Annotated in this window: 17 protein-coding genes; 12 read left to right on the top strand and 5 right to left on the bottom strand. The window is 63.3% G+C overall.

Annotated features, from left to right (window positions below; translation table 11 throughout):
• Positions 1-65: 65 nt before the first annotated feature.
• Both EPJ54_RS18830 and EPJ54_RS18825 read left to right on the top strand, forming a co-directional pair.
• Positions 66-1742 carry an ABC transporter ATP-binding protein gene (locus EPJ54_RS18830; RefSeq protein WP_135213316.1) on the top strand — a complete coding sequence of 559 codons (1677 nt, stop codon included), beginning with the start codon at positions 66-68 and terminating at the stop codon, positions 1740-1742.
• Between the two features lie 63 nt (positions 1743-1805).
• Positions 1806-2174, top strand: coding sequence for a UrcA family protein (locus EPJ54_RS18825; protein WP_135213315.1), 369 nt, complete (start codon positions 1806-1808; stop codon positions 2172-2174).
• Here the strand turns inward: EPJ54_RS18825 and EPJ54_RS18820 are convergent, their stop codons facing one another.
• Together EPJ54_RS18820 and EPJ54_RS18815 are read right to left on the bottom strand one after the other, a co-directional pair.
• Positions 2175-4058: a CHASE3 domain-containing protein gene (locus tag EPJ54_RS18820; RefSeq protein WP_239591028.1), complete on the bottom strand. Its 1884-nt coding sequence runs from the start codon at positions 4056-4058 to the stop codon at positions 2175-2177.
• Positions 4059-4136: 78 nt separating this feature from the next.
• A complete protein-coding gene (locus EPJ54_RS18815; protein WP_135213314.1) occupies positions 4137-4820 on the bottom strand; it encodes a fused DSP-PTPase phosphatase/NAD kinase-like protein in 684 nt (227 codons plus the stop codon).
• 90 nt (positions 4821-4910) lie between these two features.
• Between EPJ54_RS18815 and EPJ54_RS18810 the strand changes: the two genes are divergently transcribed.
• The 7 genes from EPJ54_RS18810 to EPJ54_RS18780 are packed head-to-tail and all read left to right on the top strand — an operon-like array spanning position 4911 to position 10174.
• Positions 4911-5675, top strand: a complete 765-nt coding sequence (locus EPJ54_RS18810; RefSeq protein ID WP_135213313.1) for a lysophospholipid acyltransferase family protein — start codon at positions 4911-4913, stop codon at positions 5673-5675.
• Entirely contained in the window at positions 5672-6970 is a 1299-nt protein-coding gene (locus tag EPJ54_RS18805) for a 3-deoxy-D-manno-octulosonic acid transferase (RefSeq protein ID WP_135213312.1), read from the top strand. Before EPJ54_RS18810 ends, EPJ54_RS18805 begins: the two co-directional genes overlap by 4 nt.
• Positions 6951-7955, top strand: coding sequence for a tetraacyldisaccharide 4'-kinase (lpxK, locus tag EPJ54_RS18800; protein WP_420823052.1), 1005 nt, complete (start codon positions 6951-6953; stop codon positions 7953-7955). The genes EPJ54_RS18805 and lpxK overlap by 20 nt, the downstream gene beginning before the upstream one ends.
• Positions 7948-8862, top strand: a complete 915-nt coding sequence (locus tag EPJ54_RS18795) for a lysophospholipid acyltransferase family protein (RefSeq protein ID WP_135213310.1) — start codon at positions 7948-7950, stop codon at positions 8860-8862. Before lpxK ends, EPJ54_RS18795 begins: the two co-directional genes overlap by 8 nt.
• Entirely contained in the window at positions 8859-9326 is a 468-nt protein-coding gene (locus EPJ54_RS18790; RefSeq protein ID WP_135213309.1) for a hypothetical protein, read from the top strand. Before EPJ54_RS18795 ends, EPJ54_RS18790 begins: the two co-directional genes overlap by 4 nt.
• Positions 9327-9336: 10 nt before the next feature.
• Positions 9337-9681 carry a hypothetical protein gene (locus tag EPJ54_RS18785; RefSeq protein WP_135213308.1) on the top strand — a complete coding sequence of 115 codons (345 nt, stop codon included), beginning with the start codon at positions 9337-9339 and terminating at the stop codon, positions 9679-9681.
• Between the two features lie 10 nt (positions 9682-9691).
• Positions 9692-10174 carry a cupin domain-containing protein gene (locus EPJ54_RS18780; RefSeq protein ID WP_135213307.1) on the top strand — a complete coding sequence of 161 codons (483 nt, stop codon included), beginning with the start codon at positions 9692-9694 and terminating at the stop codon, positions 10172-10174.
• A gap of 13 nt (positions 10175-10187) precedes the next feature.
• On the opposite strand, the gene EPJ54_RS18775 is transcribed toward EPJ54_RS18780, so the two are convergent.
• Together EPJ54_RS18775 and EPJ54_RS18770 are read right to left on the bottom strand one after the other, a co-directional pair.
• A complete protein-coding gene (locus EPJ54_RS18775) occupies positions 10188-11105 on the bottom strand; it encodes a M23 family metallopeptidase (RefSeq protein WP_135213306.1) in 918 nt (305 codons plus the stop codon).
• Positions 11102-11347 carry a DUF2093 domain-containing protein gene (locus EPJ54_RS18770; RefSeq protein WP_239591027.1) on the bottom strand — a complete coding sequence of 82 codons (246 nt, stop codon included), beginning with the start codon at positions 11345-11347 and terminating at the stop codon, positions 11102-11104. The genes EPJ54_RS18775 and EPJ54_RS18770 overlap by 4 nt, the downstream gene beginning before the upstream one ends.
• Before the next feature lie 215 nt (positions 11348-11562).
• On the opposite strand from EPJ54_RS18770, the gene EPJ54_RS18765 reads away from it, so the two are divergent.
• The 3 genes from EPJ54_RS18765 (at position 11563) to EPJ54_RS18755 (ending at position 14664) form a co-directional block, all read left to right on the top strand.
• Entirely contained in the window at positions 11563-12633 is a 1071-nt protein-coding gene (locus EPJ54_RS18765; protein ID WP_135213304.1) for a radical SAM/SPASM domain-containing protein, read from the top strand.
• The gene (locus tag EPJ54_RS18760) at positions 12623-12808 is read left to right on the top strand and encodes a DynW-associated RiPP peptide (RefSeq protein ID WP_135213303.1); all 186 of its coding nucleotides are present in this window, start codon (positions 12623-12625) and stop codon (positions 12806-12808) included. The genes EPJ54_RS18765 and EPJ54_RS18760 overlap by 11 nt, the downstream gene beginning before the upstream one ends.
• A gap of 122 nt (positions 12809-12930) precedes the next feature.
• Positions 12931-14664, top strand: coding sequence for a SulP family inorganic anion transporter (locus EPJ54_RS18755; protein WP_135213302.1), 1734 nt, complete (start codon positions 12931-12933; stop codon positions 14662-14664).
• Here the strand turns inward: EPJ54_RS18755 and EPJ54_RS18750 are convergent, their stop codons facing one another.
• A complete protein-coding gene (locus EPJ54_RS18750; RefSeq protein WP_135213301.1) occupies positions 14665-16263 on the bottom strand; it encodes a fatty acid--CoA ligase in 1599 nt (532 codons plus the stop codon). It abuts the gene before it with no gap.
• Positions 16264-16317 lie beyond the last annotated feature (54 nt).

Here is a 16317-nt window from a genome sequence, read left to right as displayed (position 1 = left end):
GCACCAAGGCTCGCGGCCTGTTTGGCCGTCTGTGGCGCGAGTATGTCTCGCGCTACACGGGCACTATGGCCGCACTCGCACCGTCGCTGGCGCTCGTGGCCGCGGCCGGTGTCGCGTACGCGCTGATCCTCAAATACACGACGGACGGCATCACAGCAGACGACCCGCGCGTGCTGATCTGGGCGCCGATCGCGGTGCTGATCGCGGGCATCGTGCGCGGCGGGGCGATGTATGCGCAAGCTGTGCTGACGCAAGTGCTGGCGCTCAAAGTGCTGCGCGATCTGCAGAACGCGATGTTCGCGAAGCTCATGTCGGTCGATTTCGCACGCTACGCTCGCGAAGAGCCGGGCCGCCTCGTCTCGCGCTTCACTAACGACATCAACGTCATCGCCGACGCCCTGGTGCGCGGCGCGCAAGCCAGCATTCGCGACACCATCACCTTGATCGGCGCTATCGCGTCTATGCTGTGGTTCGACTGGGTGCTGACTTTGGTTGTGTTCGGCGTCTTCCTGCTCGCGGGCGGACCGCTGATGCGCATCGGCAAGATCGCCCGCAAGCAAACCCAAGCCGCGCAGCAGCAGATCGGCGCACTTTCGGCACTTTTGTTCGAGACCTTCGGCGCCGCGCGTTTCGTGAAGACCTACGGGCTGGAAAGCCACGAGACCGAACGGGCGCGCGAAGGTTTTGAAGCGCGGCGCAAACTCTCGGTGAAGCTCGCACGCAACCGGGCCGTGACTGTGCCGCTACTTGAGATCATTGGCGCCATTGCGCTCGCCGGCGTGCTCTGGATCGCCAGCGCGCGGATTCTGGCCGATCAAATGACAGTGGGTGATCTCATGGGGATGATCGGCGCCGTGGGCGTAGCCACCCCCGCCGCGCGCGCGATGGGCCAATTCACGACCTTGCTCAATGAAGCGGGTGCGGCGCTCACCCGCGTCTTCGGCCTGATTGATGAGCCGACGACGATCAACGACAAGCCTGGCGCGAAGCCGATGAAAGTCTCACACGGCGCACTCTCCTTCGAAAACGTCACTTTCTCGTACGGCGATGCACCGGCGATTTCGGACATCACCTTCACGGTGGAGCCTGGTGAAACCGTAGCTCTCGTCGGCCCATCCGGCTCCGGCAAGTCCACCATCTTCAATCTGCTGCCGCGTCTCTACGACGTCACCGCCGGCAGCGTGCAGATCGATGGGCAGGACGTGCGCGACGTCTCCATTGCGTCGCTGCGTTCCTCGATCGCGCTGGTTTCGCAGGAAGCCGCGCTCTTCAACGACACGATCCGCGCCAATATCGCACTCGGCCGCGCCGGCGCCACGAGCGCCCAGATCGAAGACGCAGCACGCGCCGCCGCCGCGCACGATTTCATCATGGCGCTGCCGCAAGGCTACGATACGAACGTGGGCGAGCGCGGCGGCAAGCTATCCGGCGGCGAACGCCAGCGAATCGCGCTCGCACGCGCCTTCTTGCGCGACGCGCCGATCCTGTTGCTCGATGAAGCCACCAGCGCGCTCGATGCGGAGAGCGAGGCCAAGGTGCAAGAGGCGCTGAAGCGCCTCTCTGTGGGCCGCACCGTGCTCGTGATTGCGCATCGCCTCTCCACCGTGCGTGACGCTGATCGCATCATCGCGCTCGAAAACGGCCGCATTGCTGAAATGGGCCAGCACGATGATCTCGTGGCCAAGGGCGGGCTTTATGCGCGCTTGAGCCGCCTGCAATTTCAGGGCGCCGAAGCGAGCTAGCGGAACACTTCAGCCTCGTTCGCGGTTATCGCCGCGAAGGGCGGGGCTGAAGGAGAGTTCTTCATGCCACGCCCTTTACACATCGCTTTGATTTCCGGCCTGATGCTGGCCTCGACAGCATCGCTCGCGTTCGCGCAAGAGAGCCGTGTGGTTCGCTACGGCGATTTGAATCTCAAGAACGAATACGACGCCGAGCGTCTGATCGATCGCATCGAAAACGCTGCGGAGGACGTTTGCGATACGAACACGCCTTACCTCGCCGTACGCCGCGCCGAAATTGAGTGCGAAGCCGAAACCGAGCAAGTCGCGGTGGATGACGTCGACCATCCGACAGTCACGAACCGCTATTATGCGACGCGCTATGGCTCAGGCTATCTCGAGGGCTCGTACGACGACACGAACCCGGCCCCTGCGGTCAGCGCGCCGAAATAATCAGCTCGGTTCATCCAGCACCGCGCGGATCTTGCGGGCCAGATCGTTCAACGAATAGGGCTTGAGCAAGAGCCGCGCGTCGGCGTCGACAACACCGTTGTGCACGATGGCGTTTTGCGTATAGCCGGTGGTGTAGAGCACTTTCAACGTCGGCCACCGGCTCTTAGCCTCATCTGCCAGCTTCCGCCCACTCATGCCCGGCATCACGATGTCGGTGAACATCAGCGCCGTCGCCGGATTCCTCTCCAGCACTTGCAACGCCTGCACGCCGCTATCGGCGTGCAGCACGGTGTAGCCAAGCTCGCGCAGCGAAGCGACGCTCAGCGTCCGCACGCGCTCTTCGTCTTCCACCACCAGGATCAGCGCGCCCGCATCCCCGGGCGGCAAATCCTCGATCGGCGTGGCCAATGGCGCGTCGGTTTCGGCCAATTGCGTGCGCGGCAGATAGAGCTTCACGCTCGTGCCGTGTCCGACCTCCGAATAAATCGCAACGTGCCCGCCCGATTGTTTCAGGAAGCCATGCACGTGGCTCAATCCAAGCCCCGTGCCCTTGCCGACTTCCTTCGTCGTGTAAAACGGCTCAAACACCTTCGCCTTCACCTCAGGCGGCATGCCCGAGCCCGTATCCGTCACGGCGATCATCACGTATTGGCCGGGCGCGACGTCGATATTCGCCGCAGCATAGGCCTCGTCGAGAAACGCGTTAGCTGTTTCAATCGTCAATTTGCCGCCGCCAGACATGGCGTCGCGCGCATTCACGCACACATTGACGAGTGCGTTCTCCAACTCGCTGAGATCGGCGTTGACGCGCCATATCCCGCCCGCGAGCACGGTTTCAAACTCAATCTGCTCGCCCAAAGTCCGCCGCAGCAATTCCGACATGCCGCCGACGACGCGGTTGACGTCCAGCACTGTCGGCTGCAGCGGCTGCCGGCGCGCAAACGCCAACAGCCGGCTTGTGAGTGTTGCTGCGCGGCGCGCCGCATCCATCGCGGCGTCAGTGAATCTTGCGATGTCGGTCTCTCCGCGCGCCAAGCGCCGCTGCGCCAATTGCAGCGCGCTGATGATAACGGCGAGCATATTGTTGAAATCGTGCGCGACGCCGCCGGTGAGCTGACCGATCGCGTCCATCTTCTGCATCTGGCGGACCTTGGCTTCCGCCTGCTCGCGCCCGCCCATTTCCTGCAGCAGACGCTCGTGCGCGCTACGCGCCTCATCACGCGACGTGCGCAATTCGCGCATGGCGTTTCGCACCGCCGTGACCAGCAGAAAGCCGATCGCCACCAAGAGAATGCCGGCGAACAACACGATGAATCGCAATTGCTGCGCCGAGCGATCCACCGCCGCCATTCGTTCGACGATATCGGTCTGCTCGCGCGCCTCGGCCGCGGCGATGATGCCGCGCAATTCATCCATCAATTGTTTGCCGCGATCAGACTCGACGATCAGCATCGCCTCATTACGACGGCCGTTGCGGTAGAGCAAAACGGTTTGCGACACTTCATCGAGCTTGCCAGCCACCAATTCACGCAGCCGCTGCGTCTCCGCCACCCGCTCCGAATTGTCGCCTGCAGCTACTTCCAGCAATTCCACAGAACGCGGCGCCTCATCACGGGAGGCCAGATAGGGCTCCAGATAAGATTCATCGCCAGTCAGCAGATAGCCGCGCTGGCCCGTCTCTGCGTCCTGCAGATTGCGCAACAGCAAACGCAGCTGCGAGCGCGTCTCTAGGGATTCGCGTACCGACTGGTTGAGTTCAACACTGCGCTCGCTCTGCCAGAGCGCGACGCCGATCGTCAGCAGCAGCAGAAAAAGCGAGACGCCTAAGCCGGCGACATAAGTCGCCACCGCCGGCAGGCGGCGTCCAAGTACGCTGACAGTCATTCCGGCCGGCCCTGACGCGTACGTAATGTGCGCTACCGCTTATTTCCGAGAACCAAGGTTCCCGCAACGGGAACGCGCTTATTCGCGTCGCAGAATTTTATCTACGAGCAGGTTGGCCCACCACTCGCCCAGGAAGGCGCCCTTGATCGCCTTCTGGTCGTAATCCTCGTCGACCCATTGCAGGAATGGTTTGCCGCTGGCCTTGGTCTCTTCGAGGTAGCGCTGGAAGAAGTAGTCGATGACGCCGGTTTTCCCCTGGCGCACGTGCAGATATTTCAGCCGCAGCTGCTCCACCGCCTCTTCGATCGGTAGGCCCATTTTGAAATGCTTGTAGAGCACCGCCATGGCGCCGGCGCGATCCGCGCCTGATTTGCAGTGCATCAAAGCCGGGTATTGGATGCGGTCGAACCAATCCTTGGCCGCGTGGATTTGCGCTTTGCTGGGCGGTTCGCGCGAATGCATGCGCTGGTCCACCAGCGTAATGCCGTGGCGCTCGCAGGCTTCTTTCTCGAGCGCGTAATAGCCCGTGTCGGCCTTGCCGCGCAGATTGAGGATCGTCTTGATCCCCATGTCGGCGTAACGCGCGATCGCTTCCGGCGAGGGCTGGTTGGCCCGCGCCATCACGCCGTCCTCGATCCAGTGGAAATTGGCGAACATCGCGCGCAAGAAGCCATGGTCGGCCCAGACCAGATCGTGCTCGGCCCGCCGCCGCCCATCGGGCGTCGCCAGGTCGAAACGGCTGGGATCTGCGGTCTTGCTCATACCTTACTCAAACGGCGGCTGGCGCATGGCCGGTCGCCCCCCGTATAAGGACGGACGCGGCTCACCGGAAGCCGTCGCGCCAGCGGACCCATGCTCAAGAATTTCCTAGGCAATTCAATCGTCCAGTTCGTGATCGGGCGTCTGATCGGGCTCTATATGCTGCTCGTGGGCGTCACCACGCGTTGGACGCGGGTGAACCAAGCGGCGATCGAACCGTTCTGGGCCGGCCAAGGAAAGATGATCGCCTGCATCTGGCACGGGCGCTTCATCCAGGTTCATAAGCTGTGGGCGTTCGGTCCCGGTGTGCCAAGGGCGAAGATGCTGATCTCCCAATCACGCGAGGGCGGCATCGTGGCGCACGCTTCGCGCACGGTCGGCGCCGAAGTGATCCGCGGCTCTTCGGCCAAACGCGGCCAGCAAAAAGGCGGCGTCGAAGCTATGCGTCAGATGGCCCGCCACATCGAAGACGGCGGCATCATCTGCATGACGCCGGACGGCCCGCGCGGGCCGCGCATGCGCGTAAAGCGCGGCCCGGTCCAATTGGCCAAGCTCGCTGGCGCTCAGCTCGTGGCGATGAGCTGGGCCACCTCCAACCGCATCGTGTTCGACAGCTGGGACAAATTTGTGCTGCCGCTGCCGTTCGGGCGTGGCGCGCTGATCTGGGGCGAGCCGATCGATCCGCCCGCGCTCGACGCGAGCGACGCTGAGTTCGAAGCGGTGCGCCTGAAACTGGAAACCGAAATGCTGCGCATTGCCGCCGAAGCTGATCGCATGGCTGGGACCGCCATCGTTGAACCTGCCCCGCTCAAGCCGGAGCCCGCGCAGCACACAGAAGAGGCGGCGCACGCTTCGTGAGTTTTTCTCCCGCTCTCCTCTTCTATCGCGCGGCGACGACGCTGGTTGGGCCCTTCGCCGGGTTGTGGCTCAACGCACGTGCGCGCAACGGCAAGGAAGACGAAGATCGCGTTGCCGAACGCTTTGGCCGCTACACGCAAGCGCGCCCAGAAGGCACACTCGTCTGGCTGCATGCGGCCAGCGTCGGTGAAAGCGGCGTCGCGCTGTCGTTGATCGAGGCGCTCGCGGCGCGCGATCCTTCGCTCTCCTTCGTCATCAGCACAGGCACGCGCACCTCCGCCGATCTCGTCGCCAAGCGCGCGCCGCCGCGCACGACGCACATCTATGCGCCGCTCGATACGGCTGCGAGCGTGCGTCGCTTCCTCGCGTACTGGCGCCCCGACCTCGGCGTCTTCGTCGAAAGCGAAATCTGGCCCAACCTCATCCTCGCCGCCGAAAAGCAAGGCGTGAAGCTCGCGCTGGTCAACGCGCGCATGAGCGTAAAGACGCTGCGCCAGTGGGAGAATTGGCCCGCCGCCGGCAAGCGCCTGGTGAAAGCGTTCTCCTTCATCTCCGCCGCCGATGGCCGGACCGCGCGCGCCTTGAAGCGCTTGCGCGGCGAAGAAATCAGCGCGCGCGGCAATCTGAAACTCGCAGCGCCCGCCCCGAGCATCGACATCAACGCCCGCGGCTCGATGCTGGCGCAGATCGGCGGCCGGCCGATCTGGCTCGCGGCCTCTACGCATGAGGGCGAAGACGAAATCGTGCTCGCCGCGCACGAGCGTTTGCGCGAAAATTTCCCGAACGCGCTGCTGATCCTCGTGCCGCGCCATCCCGAACGCGGCGCCGATATCGCCAAACTTGCAGCCGGCGCGCCACGACGCGCGCTGCGCCAACCGATCGCCGATGCGCCCGTCTATATCGCGGACACCTTGGGCGAGCTGGGGCTGTTCTACGATCTCTCGCCGATTGCGCTCGTGGCCGGCAGTTTGGCGCCGCACCTGAAAGGTCACAACCCGATCGAGCCGGCCAAGCTCGGCGCAGCCATTCTCACCGGCCCGTATGTCGAGAGCTTCCAGGATTTGTTCGACGCCCTCTTCACTGCCGGCGGTGCAACGAGTGTGGATACGCCATCCTCGATCGCGGCGGCTGTCACAGTGCTTTGGCGCGACGATGCGAGCCGCAATGAGCAGCTCGATTCCGCACGCCGCGTCGCAGCGCTCGGCGCCGATGCGTTCAACCACACGCTGACTTCACTTTCCGCGTTGCTGCCGCCCCAGCCGCGCGCGCCACGGGCTGCGCATGCGTCCGCCTGAGTTCTGGAAGGCCGATGTCAGCGGGCGAGATTCCGCGCTGGCGCTGCGCGCGCTACTGACGCCGCTCTCGTGGGCGTACGCCTTGGCCTCAGCGCATCGCATCCGCACCACGATTTCGCGTCATGCGCCGGTGCCGGTGATCTGCATCGGCAATCTCACCGTCGGCGGCGCGGGCAAAACGCCGATCTCGCGCGCCATTCGCGCGAAACTTGGCCCCGCCGCACACATGCTCTCGCGCGGTTATGGTGGGCGCGTTGCAGGCCCGCTGCGCGTCACCACCGATATGTCCGCAAGCGAAGTCGGCGATGAGCCGCTGCTGCACGCGCGCGACGGCGCCGCCTGGATCGCGCGCGACCGCCTCGCCGGCGCGCTCGCCGCCGCGCAATCCGGCGCGCACGCGATCATCTTGGACGACGGCTTCCAAAATCCAACGCTGGCGAAGGATCTCTCCATTGTCGCCGTCGACCCTGGCTACGGCATCGGCAACGGCCAAGTGTTTCCGGCGGGCCCCTTGCGCGAGCGCTTGGCAGATGGCCTGGCCCGCGCCGATGCAATCGTGTTGCTACACCCGCAAGGCGCCGAGCAGGTCGAGCAAGAATGGCTCGAAGGCTTCGCCAAACCGATCCTGCACGCGCGGCTCGAACCTGCCGGCATCGTTCCCGAAGGCAAGCTCGTCGCTTTCGCCGGCCTCGCACGACCGGAAAAATTCTTCGACACATTGACCGCTATGGGCGCCAAGCTCGCCGACGCTGTGCCGTTTCCCGATCACCACCCGTTCAGCGAGGATGATCTGAAACACCTCGAAGCGCTGGCCAAAGATCACGACGCACGTCTCATCACCACCGAGAAAGACGCCGCCCGCTTGAGCCCGGAATGGCGTGCGCGTGTGGCGATTCTGCCAGTCGCCGCGCGCTTTTCCGACGACGCGGCCCTGGAGAACTTGCTCGCGCCCATCCGCTCGCGCATGAACACGATGCATGGCTAAGCCGAAGCAGATCAATCTTATGTTTCGCCTCGAGGCGCTGGCTTGGCACGCCTATGTCGGCGGGCTGGGCGCGTTGGGGCTGGACCGCGCGTCGCGCTGGGGTGCAGCGATCGTGCCGGTCGTGGGGCAACTCACGAGCGCGCACAAAACCGCCCTGCGCAACATCAAGATGGCCTTTCCCGAGCAGAGCGACGAATGGCATCGCGAAACCCGCGCCGAGATGTGGCGCGAGATCGGGCGCATGTCCGGCGAGTTTCCGCACATGGGCACATTCCTCGAACGCTATCGCAGCGGCGAACTGGAATTCCGTGGCAAGGAGATTGTAGAGGCGACGCTCGGCAAAGGCGCCGTCTTCATCGGCGGGCATTTCTCTGATTGGGAAATCACCTCGCTCTGCCTGGCGCAGGTCGATCCCAATTCGCACTTCACCTATCGCCCAGCCAACAACCCGATCATCGACAAATACATTGTCGAGACGCGCGCCGCGTTCGGGCTTGCGCTGCAAGCAGCCAAAGGCAAGGAGGGCGGCATGGGCCTGTTGCGATCCCTGAAGAAGGGTCGCAGCGTCGCCCTGATGAACGACCAAAAATACAATAAGGGCCTCTCCGTTCCGTTCTTCGGCCATGAGTGCATGACCGCCGATGGCCCCACGCGCCTCGCGCTTAAATTCAATGTGCCGCTCATCCCGATCACGGGCCGGCGCATCCAAGGCACCAAATTTGTCGCCACCGCCTATCCGCCGATCCCGCTCGATTACGACAAGCCGAACGACGAGCAGACCGTCTATGACGGCGTCAAACGCGTGAACGAGTTCATGGAAGCGCGCGTGCGCGAAGCCCCGGCGCAATGGTTCTGGGCCCACCGCCGCTGGCCAAAAGAGGCGTGGAAAAAAGCGGGCGTGATGTGAAGCTGCTGCCGTTCCACCGCTTCGAGATCAACTCGCCGCTGGATCGGCAGGCCGCTCTCGCGGCGATGGCGGCGCATACAGAACCTGAGAATTGGTTTCGCTGGCGTTGGCCCAGTTCGAAGAATGATGATCGCTTCGAGGGGCAGATCAGCGCCGAGAGCTTTCACGTCCGCCGCATCATTGGCTATCGCAATTCGTTCTTACCTGTTGTCGATGGCGTCGTGCACGCCAGCGGCCGCGGAAGCCGCATCGAAATCACGATGCGGCCGTTCGTGTTCGTTTTTGCGTTTGTCGGCCTTGCTGCTTTCGCGATGTTTCCGATTGCATTCGTCACGGGCGATGGTCTGGGCTTTCTGATTGGCGGCGGGTTCCTGCTGTTCATCTACGCCATGACAATGGGCGGATTTTGGTTCGAGGCCGCCAAGCAAGAGCGTGTTCTGCGTCAGATTTTCAAAGCGGATTGAGGGTTCGAACGTGTTGAGACGGATCGCACTTGGCGCACTCGCCTTAAGCGCCTGCGCCGCCACCATGGCAAACCCGCCGCCCACGCCGCGCGCGCACTCCATCGAGATCGTCGGCAATTATCATGGCCGCCAATTGCAGCTCGACATCAATGGCGGAACGGTCGCGCAGGGCATGCAGCACCTGCTGCCAACCGGCATCGCATGGCGCGAACAATTGCCGCCGAACGGACCTGTCACGGTGACGCTCACCTTCGCCGCCTGCGGCGCGCCGTTCAGCCAAACCTTCACACCCGGCGCCGAAGCGCCCACACTCATCATCGATGGCTGCGACATCCGCCTCGTCGGCGTGAACTAAGGAGGGCGCGATGCGCGCAATAATTCTAGGCCTCACCCTCATCGCGTCGGCTTGCGTGTCCGTTCAAGCCAACGTGACGACGACGCCCGACGCCACGCTGCTCGCCGTGCAAAACGCGCGCATGCGCGAGTGCCCAGCCGATCGCATCCAGGCCGGCGCGCGCAGCGAAGGCTTCGGCGCGCAAAGCGGCGTGCTCGGCGAAGACCTCGCGCTCACGCCCGTCGCCAGCGATCCCACCAAAGCCGTGCGCCTGCGCCGCCTCACCGTGGCGCCCGGCGGGGTGATCGCCTGGCACGACCACACGGCCGTGCAAGGCATGGCGCTGTTGGTGTCCGGCGAAATGGTGGAGTTGCGCAACACCTGCCTCGATCCAATCATTTACCGCGCTGGCGATATCGCCCGCGAGGATGCAGGCACTGCACATTCATGGCGCAATGAGACGAGCGAGCCGGCCGTCGTGCTCGTGTCGCACGTGATCAGGCTGCCGCGTTAAACTCGGACCGCCCTCAGGGCGCCAACAATTGCGCTCGCGCCGCGGCCAAGCCTTCCACCGCGACACTCGGATCAAGCTGACGCTCGCGCCAGCGCATACGCCAGCACAGATGCGGGCCCGTCGCGCGTCCGCTCGAACCCACAGCGCCAATCACTTGGCCTTGGCTTACGCGATCGCCCACAGCCACGTCCAAGCGGCTCATGTGCAGATACATCGTGATCAGGCCCTGGCCATGATCGATGAACACCAGCCCGCCTTCGTAATGCATGTCGGGATTGGCGAGCGTGACGACACCGGCCGCCGGCGCGCGGATCGGCGTGCCTGTGGGTGCTGCGATGTCATAGCCAAAGTGCGGCGTCGATGGCGTGCCATTCAAAATGCGCTGATTGCCCCAACGCCCCGACACGCGCCCGCCATCGATCGGCAGAATGAAGCCGTCGAGAAAACCTTCCATGTCCGCCAAGCTCGCGAACGCCTCGCGCTTCAACGCCGCTTCGCGCGCGATGCGCTCAAGCACGGCCGGATCAGTCGGCGTCACGGTCTGCTGCGGCAGCCCATCGACGCGCTGAATATCGAACTCACGCGCGACAATCGGATAGGTCGCACTCGTGCTCGCGCCATTCGCGCTAGCCGTCACCACGCCCTCGGCGCCATGTTCGCGATTGAATCCAATCACCGCCCAGCCCTGCGCATCCGCCTGACCGCTCGCGACGCCATCCACCGCAATCGCCGCCCCCGGCAACGTCCGGCACAACGCAACACCGCCTTGCGTGAACGCGCCAGCGCAATTCAACGAAAGCGTTGCAGGCGGCGGCTCAACCGAGCCGACCCCTTCAATCGGCGGCTCAACAACCGGCGGCGTCTCCGCAGGCGCAGGCGCCTCAGCGGCGGCACACGCAGCCAGCGCGAGAGCGAGCAGCAGCGCCCTCATGGCTTCTTCACCAAACGCTGCGTCGCTTCCGCCGGCCCGCGATAGGCCTCCTGCAGATCGACGCTCCAATATTTCAGCTCATCTAGCGAAATCTGCTCACCGCTGACCGCGCAGCGCACAAAGAGGCCCTGCTTCAGGATCGTGATTTCATTGTCGCCGTAGCGGACAACCGCCTCCGGCCCACCGGGATCATGCTTGTTCATCGGCAAATTTGTACGCCGCGCCGCCGCGCTCTCAAACATGCCGCTTGCGTTTTCTATCTCTGGTTGTCTTTTCGTCATAACGGAGGCTGAGATGGCCGGCTTTGCGGAGCACGATCTGCTCGATGATGTGCTGCGTCGTAACGTAGACGCTATTCACGCGCCACGCTGGCTGCTGAGCTGCCGAAGAAGCCACGCTCGAACAAACTCAACAGCGCCGCGTCGCGCCGCTACCGAACAACCACGTCGTCCTCATCATGAAGGCTACGCGGAAATGCAATCTGCGCTGCACTTATTGTCATGCCTGGCGTGCGACAGGCGCGCCGATATCATTCGAGACTATGGCTGCGGCCACCTGGGATACGCTCGCGGCGCCCAATGTGCGCCAGGTCGATTTCGTCTGGCACGGCGGCGAAGTCACGCTGCTTGATCCAGAATATTTCGAGAAAGCGATAACACTGCAGCGTGTGTTCAAACGCAGCAGCCAACACGTGACCAATTCGCTCCAAACCAACGCCACGCTGATCACAGACGCAGGGTGCGCGCTCTGGCGAAAATTCGAATTCTCAGTCGGCGTGAGCATCGATGGCTTGCCGCATGTACACGACACAAAGCGGATTGATCGTCGCGGCGCCGGCGCCTGGGATCGCGTCATCGCGGGCTTGGCGATGCTACGCGAGCAAAAAATCTCCCACGGCGCCCTCACGGTGCTCTGCGAGGCCACGATCGCCGCCGATCCGCGCGTTTTCCTTGGTCACATCGCAGCGCTCGGCGTCGACGGCGTAGCGCTGCTGAACGCCGTGCCGCAAACCTCCGGCGAACTCACCGCGCAGGATGAATGGCTGCACTTCGAACGCTTCACTGAATATCTCGTCGCACTCTACGCCGCATGGGATCGGAACTATCGCCATCTGTTCGGGATTCGCGAATTCATCTCCCTGGAAAACAATCTCACTCGACCGCGCCCCATCATTTGCGTGCACGCCGCCCGTTGTGTCGGCCAGTTCCTCACCGTCGAACCCGACGGCGATGTCAGCCCGTGCGAAAAGTTCGTCGGCGATCCGCGCTTTCGCTTCGGCAATCTGCACGAACACACCTGCGCAGAAGTTCTGCGCGCCTCGCAAAACTTCGAGACGCTTCGCCAAGAGGAAGCGGTGCTCAAGGGCGCGATGCAAACCTGCACACACGCGGCAATCTGCAGCGGCGGCTACGTGCACGACGCGTTGATCAAACACTTGTGTGAGGGCGAAGACCAAAGCGCATGCTGCGGCCTGGCGCCTCTCATCGAAACCATCGCCGCGCGGTATGGAGGAAAGAATGGCGCGTGAAATCTCTCTCTCGGAGGCTGAGATGACCCAACTCGAACAGGATTTGGCGAGCGGTAAATTGACCGGACCAGCCAAGGTGATCGCCCGGACGGCAGCCGACCAAGCACGCGCGGCCCGCGGCGCGGTATCGACCAATGATGTGGGCTGGGACTTCCAGTGGACCTATCGTTTCTGACCGAGAAGCGGCGGGGGAAACCCCGCCGTTCCATTTCTTGATAGCCCTCAAGGCGATTTGCTGTGCGCGCTATAATTGGACTGTTGCAAAGTCCAGGTCAGCGAGGAAAATCACGGCGACTCATGACAGCCCACTTGAACACCGCTGCGCCGCAGACGCGCGGGCGCGACTGGCGCCTGTTCATCCCCAAGTCCGTCACTGTCATTGCTCAAGAGGGGTATTCCTGGACAAAATTGCGCGCGGACGCGCTGGCCGGCCTCACCGTGGCCATCGTCGCAGTGCCGCTGGCCATGGCCATCGCCATCGCCTCGGGCGTCACCCCGGCGCAGGGCCTTATAACCGCCGTTGTCGCCGGCTTTCTCATTTCCGCCCTCGGCGGCGCGCGCTTCCAGATCGGCGGCCCAACGGGCGCGTTCATCGTGGTCGTGTACGGGGTGGTGCACCAATACGGCTATGACGGGCTCGCCGTCGCGACAATGATGGCGGGCGCAATTCTGATCGCTGCAGGTCTGATGCGCGTCGGCGATTGGATCAAATACATTCCCGAGCCGGTCGTCACGGGCTTCACCGCCGGCATCGCCGTCATCATTTTCACCAGCCAATTGCGCGACCTTTTCGGCCTCTCCATGACGGAGGTCCCCGCGGAATTCGTCGAAAAGGTCGGCGCTTTCTGGGCCGCGCGTGAGAGCGTCAGCCTCATTGCCTTTGCGCTGGCCGCCAGCGTGGTGGCTATCATCCTCTTGTTGCAGCGTTATCTGCCGCGCTGGCCGTCGCTGCTGATTGGCGTCGCAAGCGGAACAGCGCTGGTATGGGTGTTCAACCTACCAGTGGAAACCATCGGTTCGCGCTTTGGCGCCGAAGCCGCCACAGCGCTGCCGAGCTTCCAAATTCCAGAGTTCAGCTTCGCGCGCATGCAGCAATTGCTGCCCTCGGCGTTCACCATCGCCTTTCTCGCTGGTGTCGAGAGTCTGCTCTCCGCGATGGTGGCGGACGGCATGACAGGCCGCCGTCATCGCTCCAATTGCGAGATCGTCGCCCAGGGCGTGGCCAATGTGGCCGCGCCGCTATTCGGCGGCATTTCAGCCACCGGCGCCATCGCGCGCACCGCAACCAATATCCGCGCCGGCGCGCAAACCCCGTTCGCCGGCATATTTCATGCGGCGTTCGTGCTTATTATCATGCTTGGCCTCGGGCCGCTGATCGCGCACGTGCCGCTGGCCAGCCTCGCTGCCGTACTCACCATCGTCGCCTGGAACATGAGCGAGCAGGAGCGTTTCCGACACCTCTTGTTTGGCCTCGCAGGCGATCGCGTCGTCCTGCTCGCCACCTTCCTGCTCACCGTACTCGTCGATCTCACCATCGCGATTGAGGTTGGCGTTGTGCTTGCCGCGATCATCTTCATGCATCGCATGAGCGAAGCGACAGCAATTTCTCGCGGCGTGTCGCTAGTCGAACGCGACCAAGATGATTTCGCCAATCCACGCACCGGGTATGAAGCGCGCGCTGAACTTCCGCGCGGCGTCGAAGTCTTTGAGCTCCGCGGCCCGCTCTTCTTCGGCGCTGCGAGCCGCCTGATCGACGCACTCGACGCAGCATTTCCGCCACCCAGGGCCTTCATCCTGCGCTTCCGCGAAGTGCCCCTGGCGGACGCCTCCGGCGTCAACGCGCTGCAGCGCTTCCTGAAGCGCTGCGCGTCGCACAATGTGGCGGCGATCTTCTGCGAGTTGCGCCCCAGCGTCCACGCCTCGCTCGACACGTTGCATGTGCTCGACCAAGTCCGCGTGACCGAAAGTTATGATCAGGCCATCGCGATCGCGACGCACGCAATCGACAAGGACCAGAACAGCGAACTCTGATCAATTCACCTGCCGCTCGCGGCCGGCCCAATAAGGCTCGCGCAATTGGCGGCGGAGGATTTTGCCGGAGGGGTTGCGCGGCAGGACGTCGATGAAATCGACGCTCTTGGGCGCTTTGAACGCGGCGATCTTGGAGCGCGCGTAGGCAATTATGCTTTCGGCGTCAGCCTCTTGTCCGGGCTTGACCACAACGATCGCTTTCACCGCCTCGCCCCATTTGTCGTCGGGCACACCGATCACGGCGACTTCGGCGACTGCGGGATGGCCGTGGATCGCGTTCTCGACTTCGGCCGGATAGACGTTCTCGGCGCCCGAGATGATCATGTCTTTGATGCGGTCTTGAATGTAGAGATAGCCGTCCTCATCGAGATAGCCGGCGTCGCCCGTGCGCAGCCAGCCTTCGCTATTGACGGTTGAAGCGGTTGCGTCCGGTTTGCGCCAATAGCCCTTCATGTTCGCAGCTGAGCGCGTCGCAACTTCGCCAATCTCGCGCGGCGGCAAAGGTTTGCCATCCGCATCGAGCACAGCGATTTCCACACCAGGCATCGGAATGCCCGCCGAGCGCATGCGCTCGTTGCCGTCTGGATCGTGATCTTCGGGCGGCAAATAGACAATCGTGCCCGTCGTCTCGGTCATGCCGTATTGCTGTACGAATTGGCAGCCGAACACGTCCATGCATTCTTTCAACAGCGCCACCGGCATCGGCGAAGCCCCGTACAGAATGACCTTCAAGCTCGAATAATCGATCTCACGTGCGCGCGGCGTGCGGATGATGAATTGGAGCGCGGCCGGCACCATGAACATCTTGCCGACGCGCTCGCGCTCAATCACTTCAAGCGCTTCCATCGGATTGAACTCGCGCGCGACCACGTTCCGCACGGCGTTGATGAGGCCAACCAGCCCCCACCCCGTGCCGCCAATGTGCGCAATCGGCATGGCGACGTAATTGGTGTCGCCCTCGTTCCACTCATTCCACTCCATGCGCGCTTCGGACAGCATGCGACGCGACCGCAGCATGTTGGCGTTGGTCAGCATCACGCCTTTGGGACGACCAGTCGTGCCCGAAGTGTAGAGCAGGATCACAGGGTCTTCGATATCGACCGCGACATTCGGATCGATCCTGCCGCGCGCATTGCGCCAGGTTTCGTAGAGCGGATATTTGTGCGCACCCGCCTCCATCGCCACGACGAGCGGCTTCTTCTCGACTTGCGCCAGCGCCGCATCGAGGCACGCCACGCACTCATCGCCGACGAACACGATCGGCGCCTGATTATCGTTGAGGATATAGGCGACCTCATCGGGCTGCAGACGCCAACCAATCGGCGAAATGATCGCGCCAATCTTCGAAGCGCCCAGCAGCACCTCGAAATAATGGTCCATGTTCTTGCCAAGGAAAGCGACGGACTGGCCCTTCTGCACGCCGGCGGCGATCAGCCCGTTGGCGACCTGATTACTGTGCGCATCGAGCTCACCATATGTCGTGTTGCGCCCCTCAAAGCTCATCGCCACGCGATCGGTCCGTGTGCGGCCATGATAACGCGCAACGTCCCCCAGCGTGTGGAGCAGATCAAATTCTTCCGGCTGCAGCGACGCCGCCATGTTCTCGCCTCCCAAAGACTTGTTATTTTTGGGAAGCTTAGCCGGGCCGAGGGG

Origin of the sequence: Vitreimonas flagellata (genome assembly GCF_004634425.1) — a bacterium.
Classification (GTDB): domain Bacteria; phylum Pseudomonadota; class Alphaproteobacteria; order Caulobacterales; family Aquidulcibacteraceae; genus Vitreimonas; species Vitreimonas flagellata.
The sequence above is the reverse complement of the archived record's forward strand: the minus strand, read 5'-3'. Positions and strand labels throughout refer to the sequence as shown.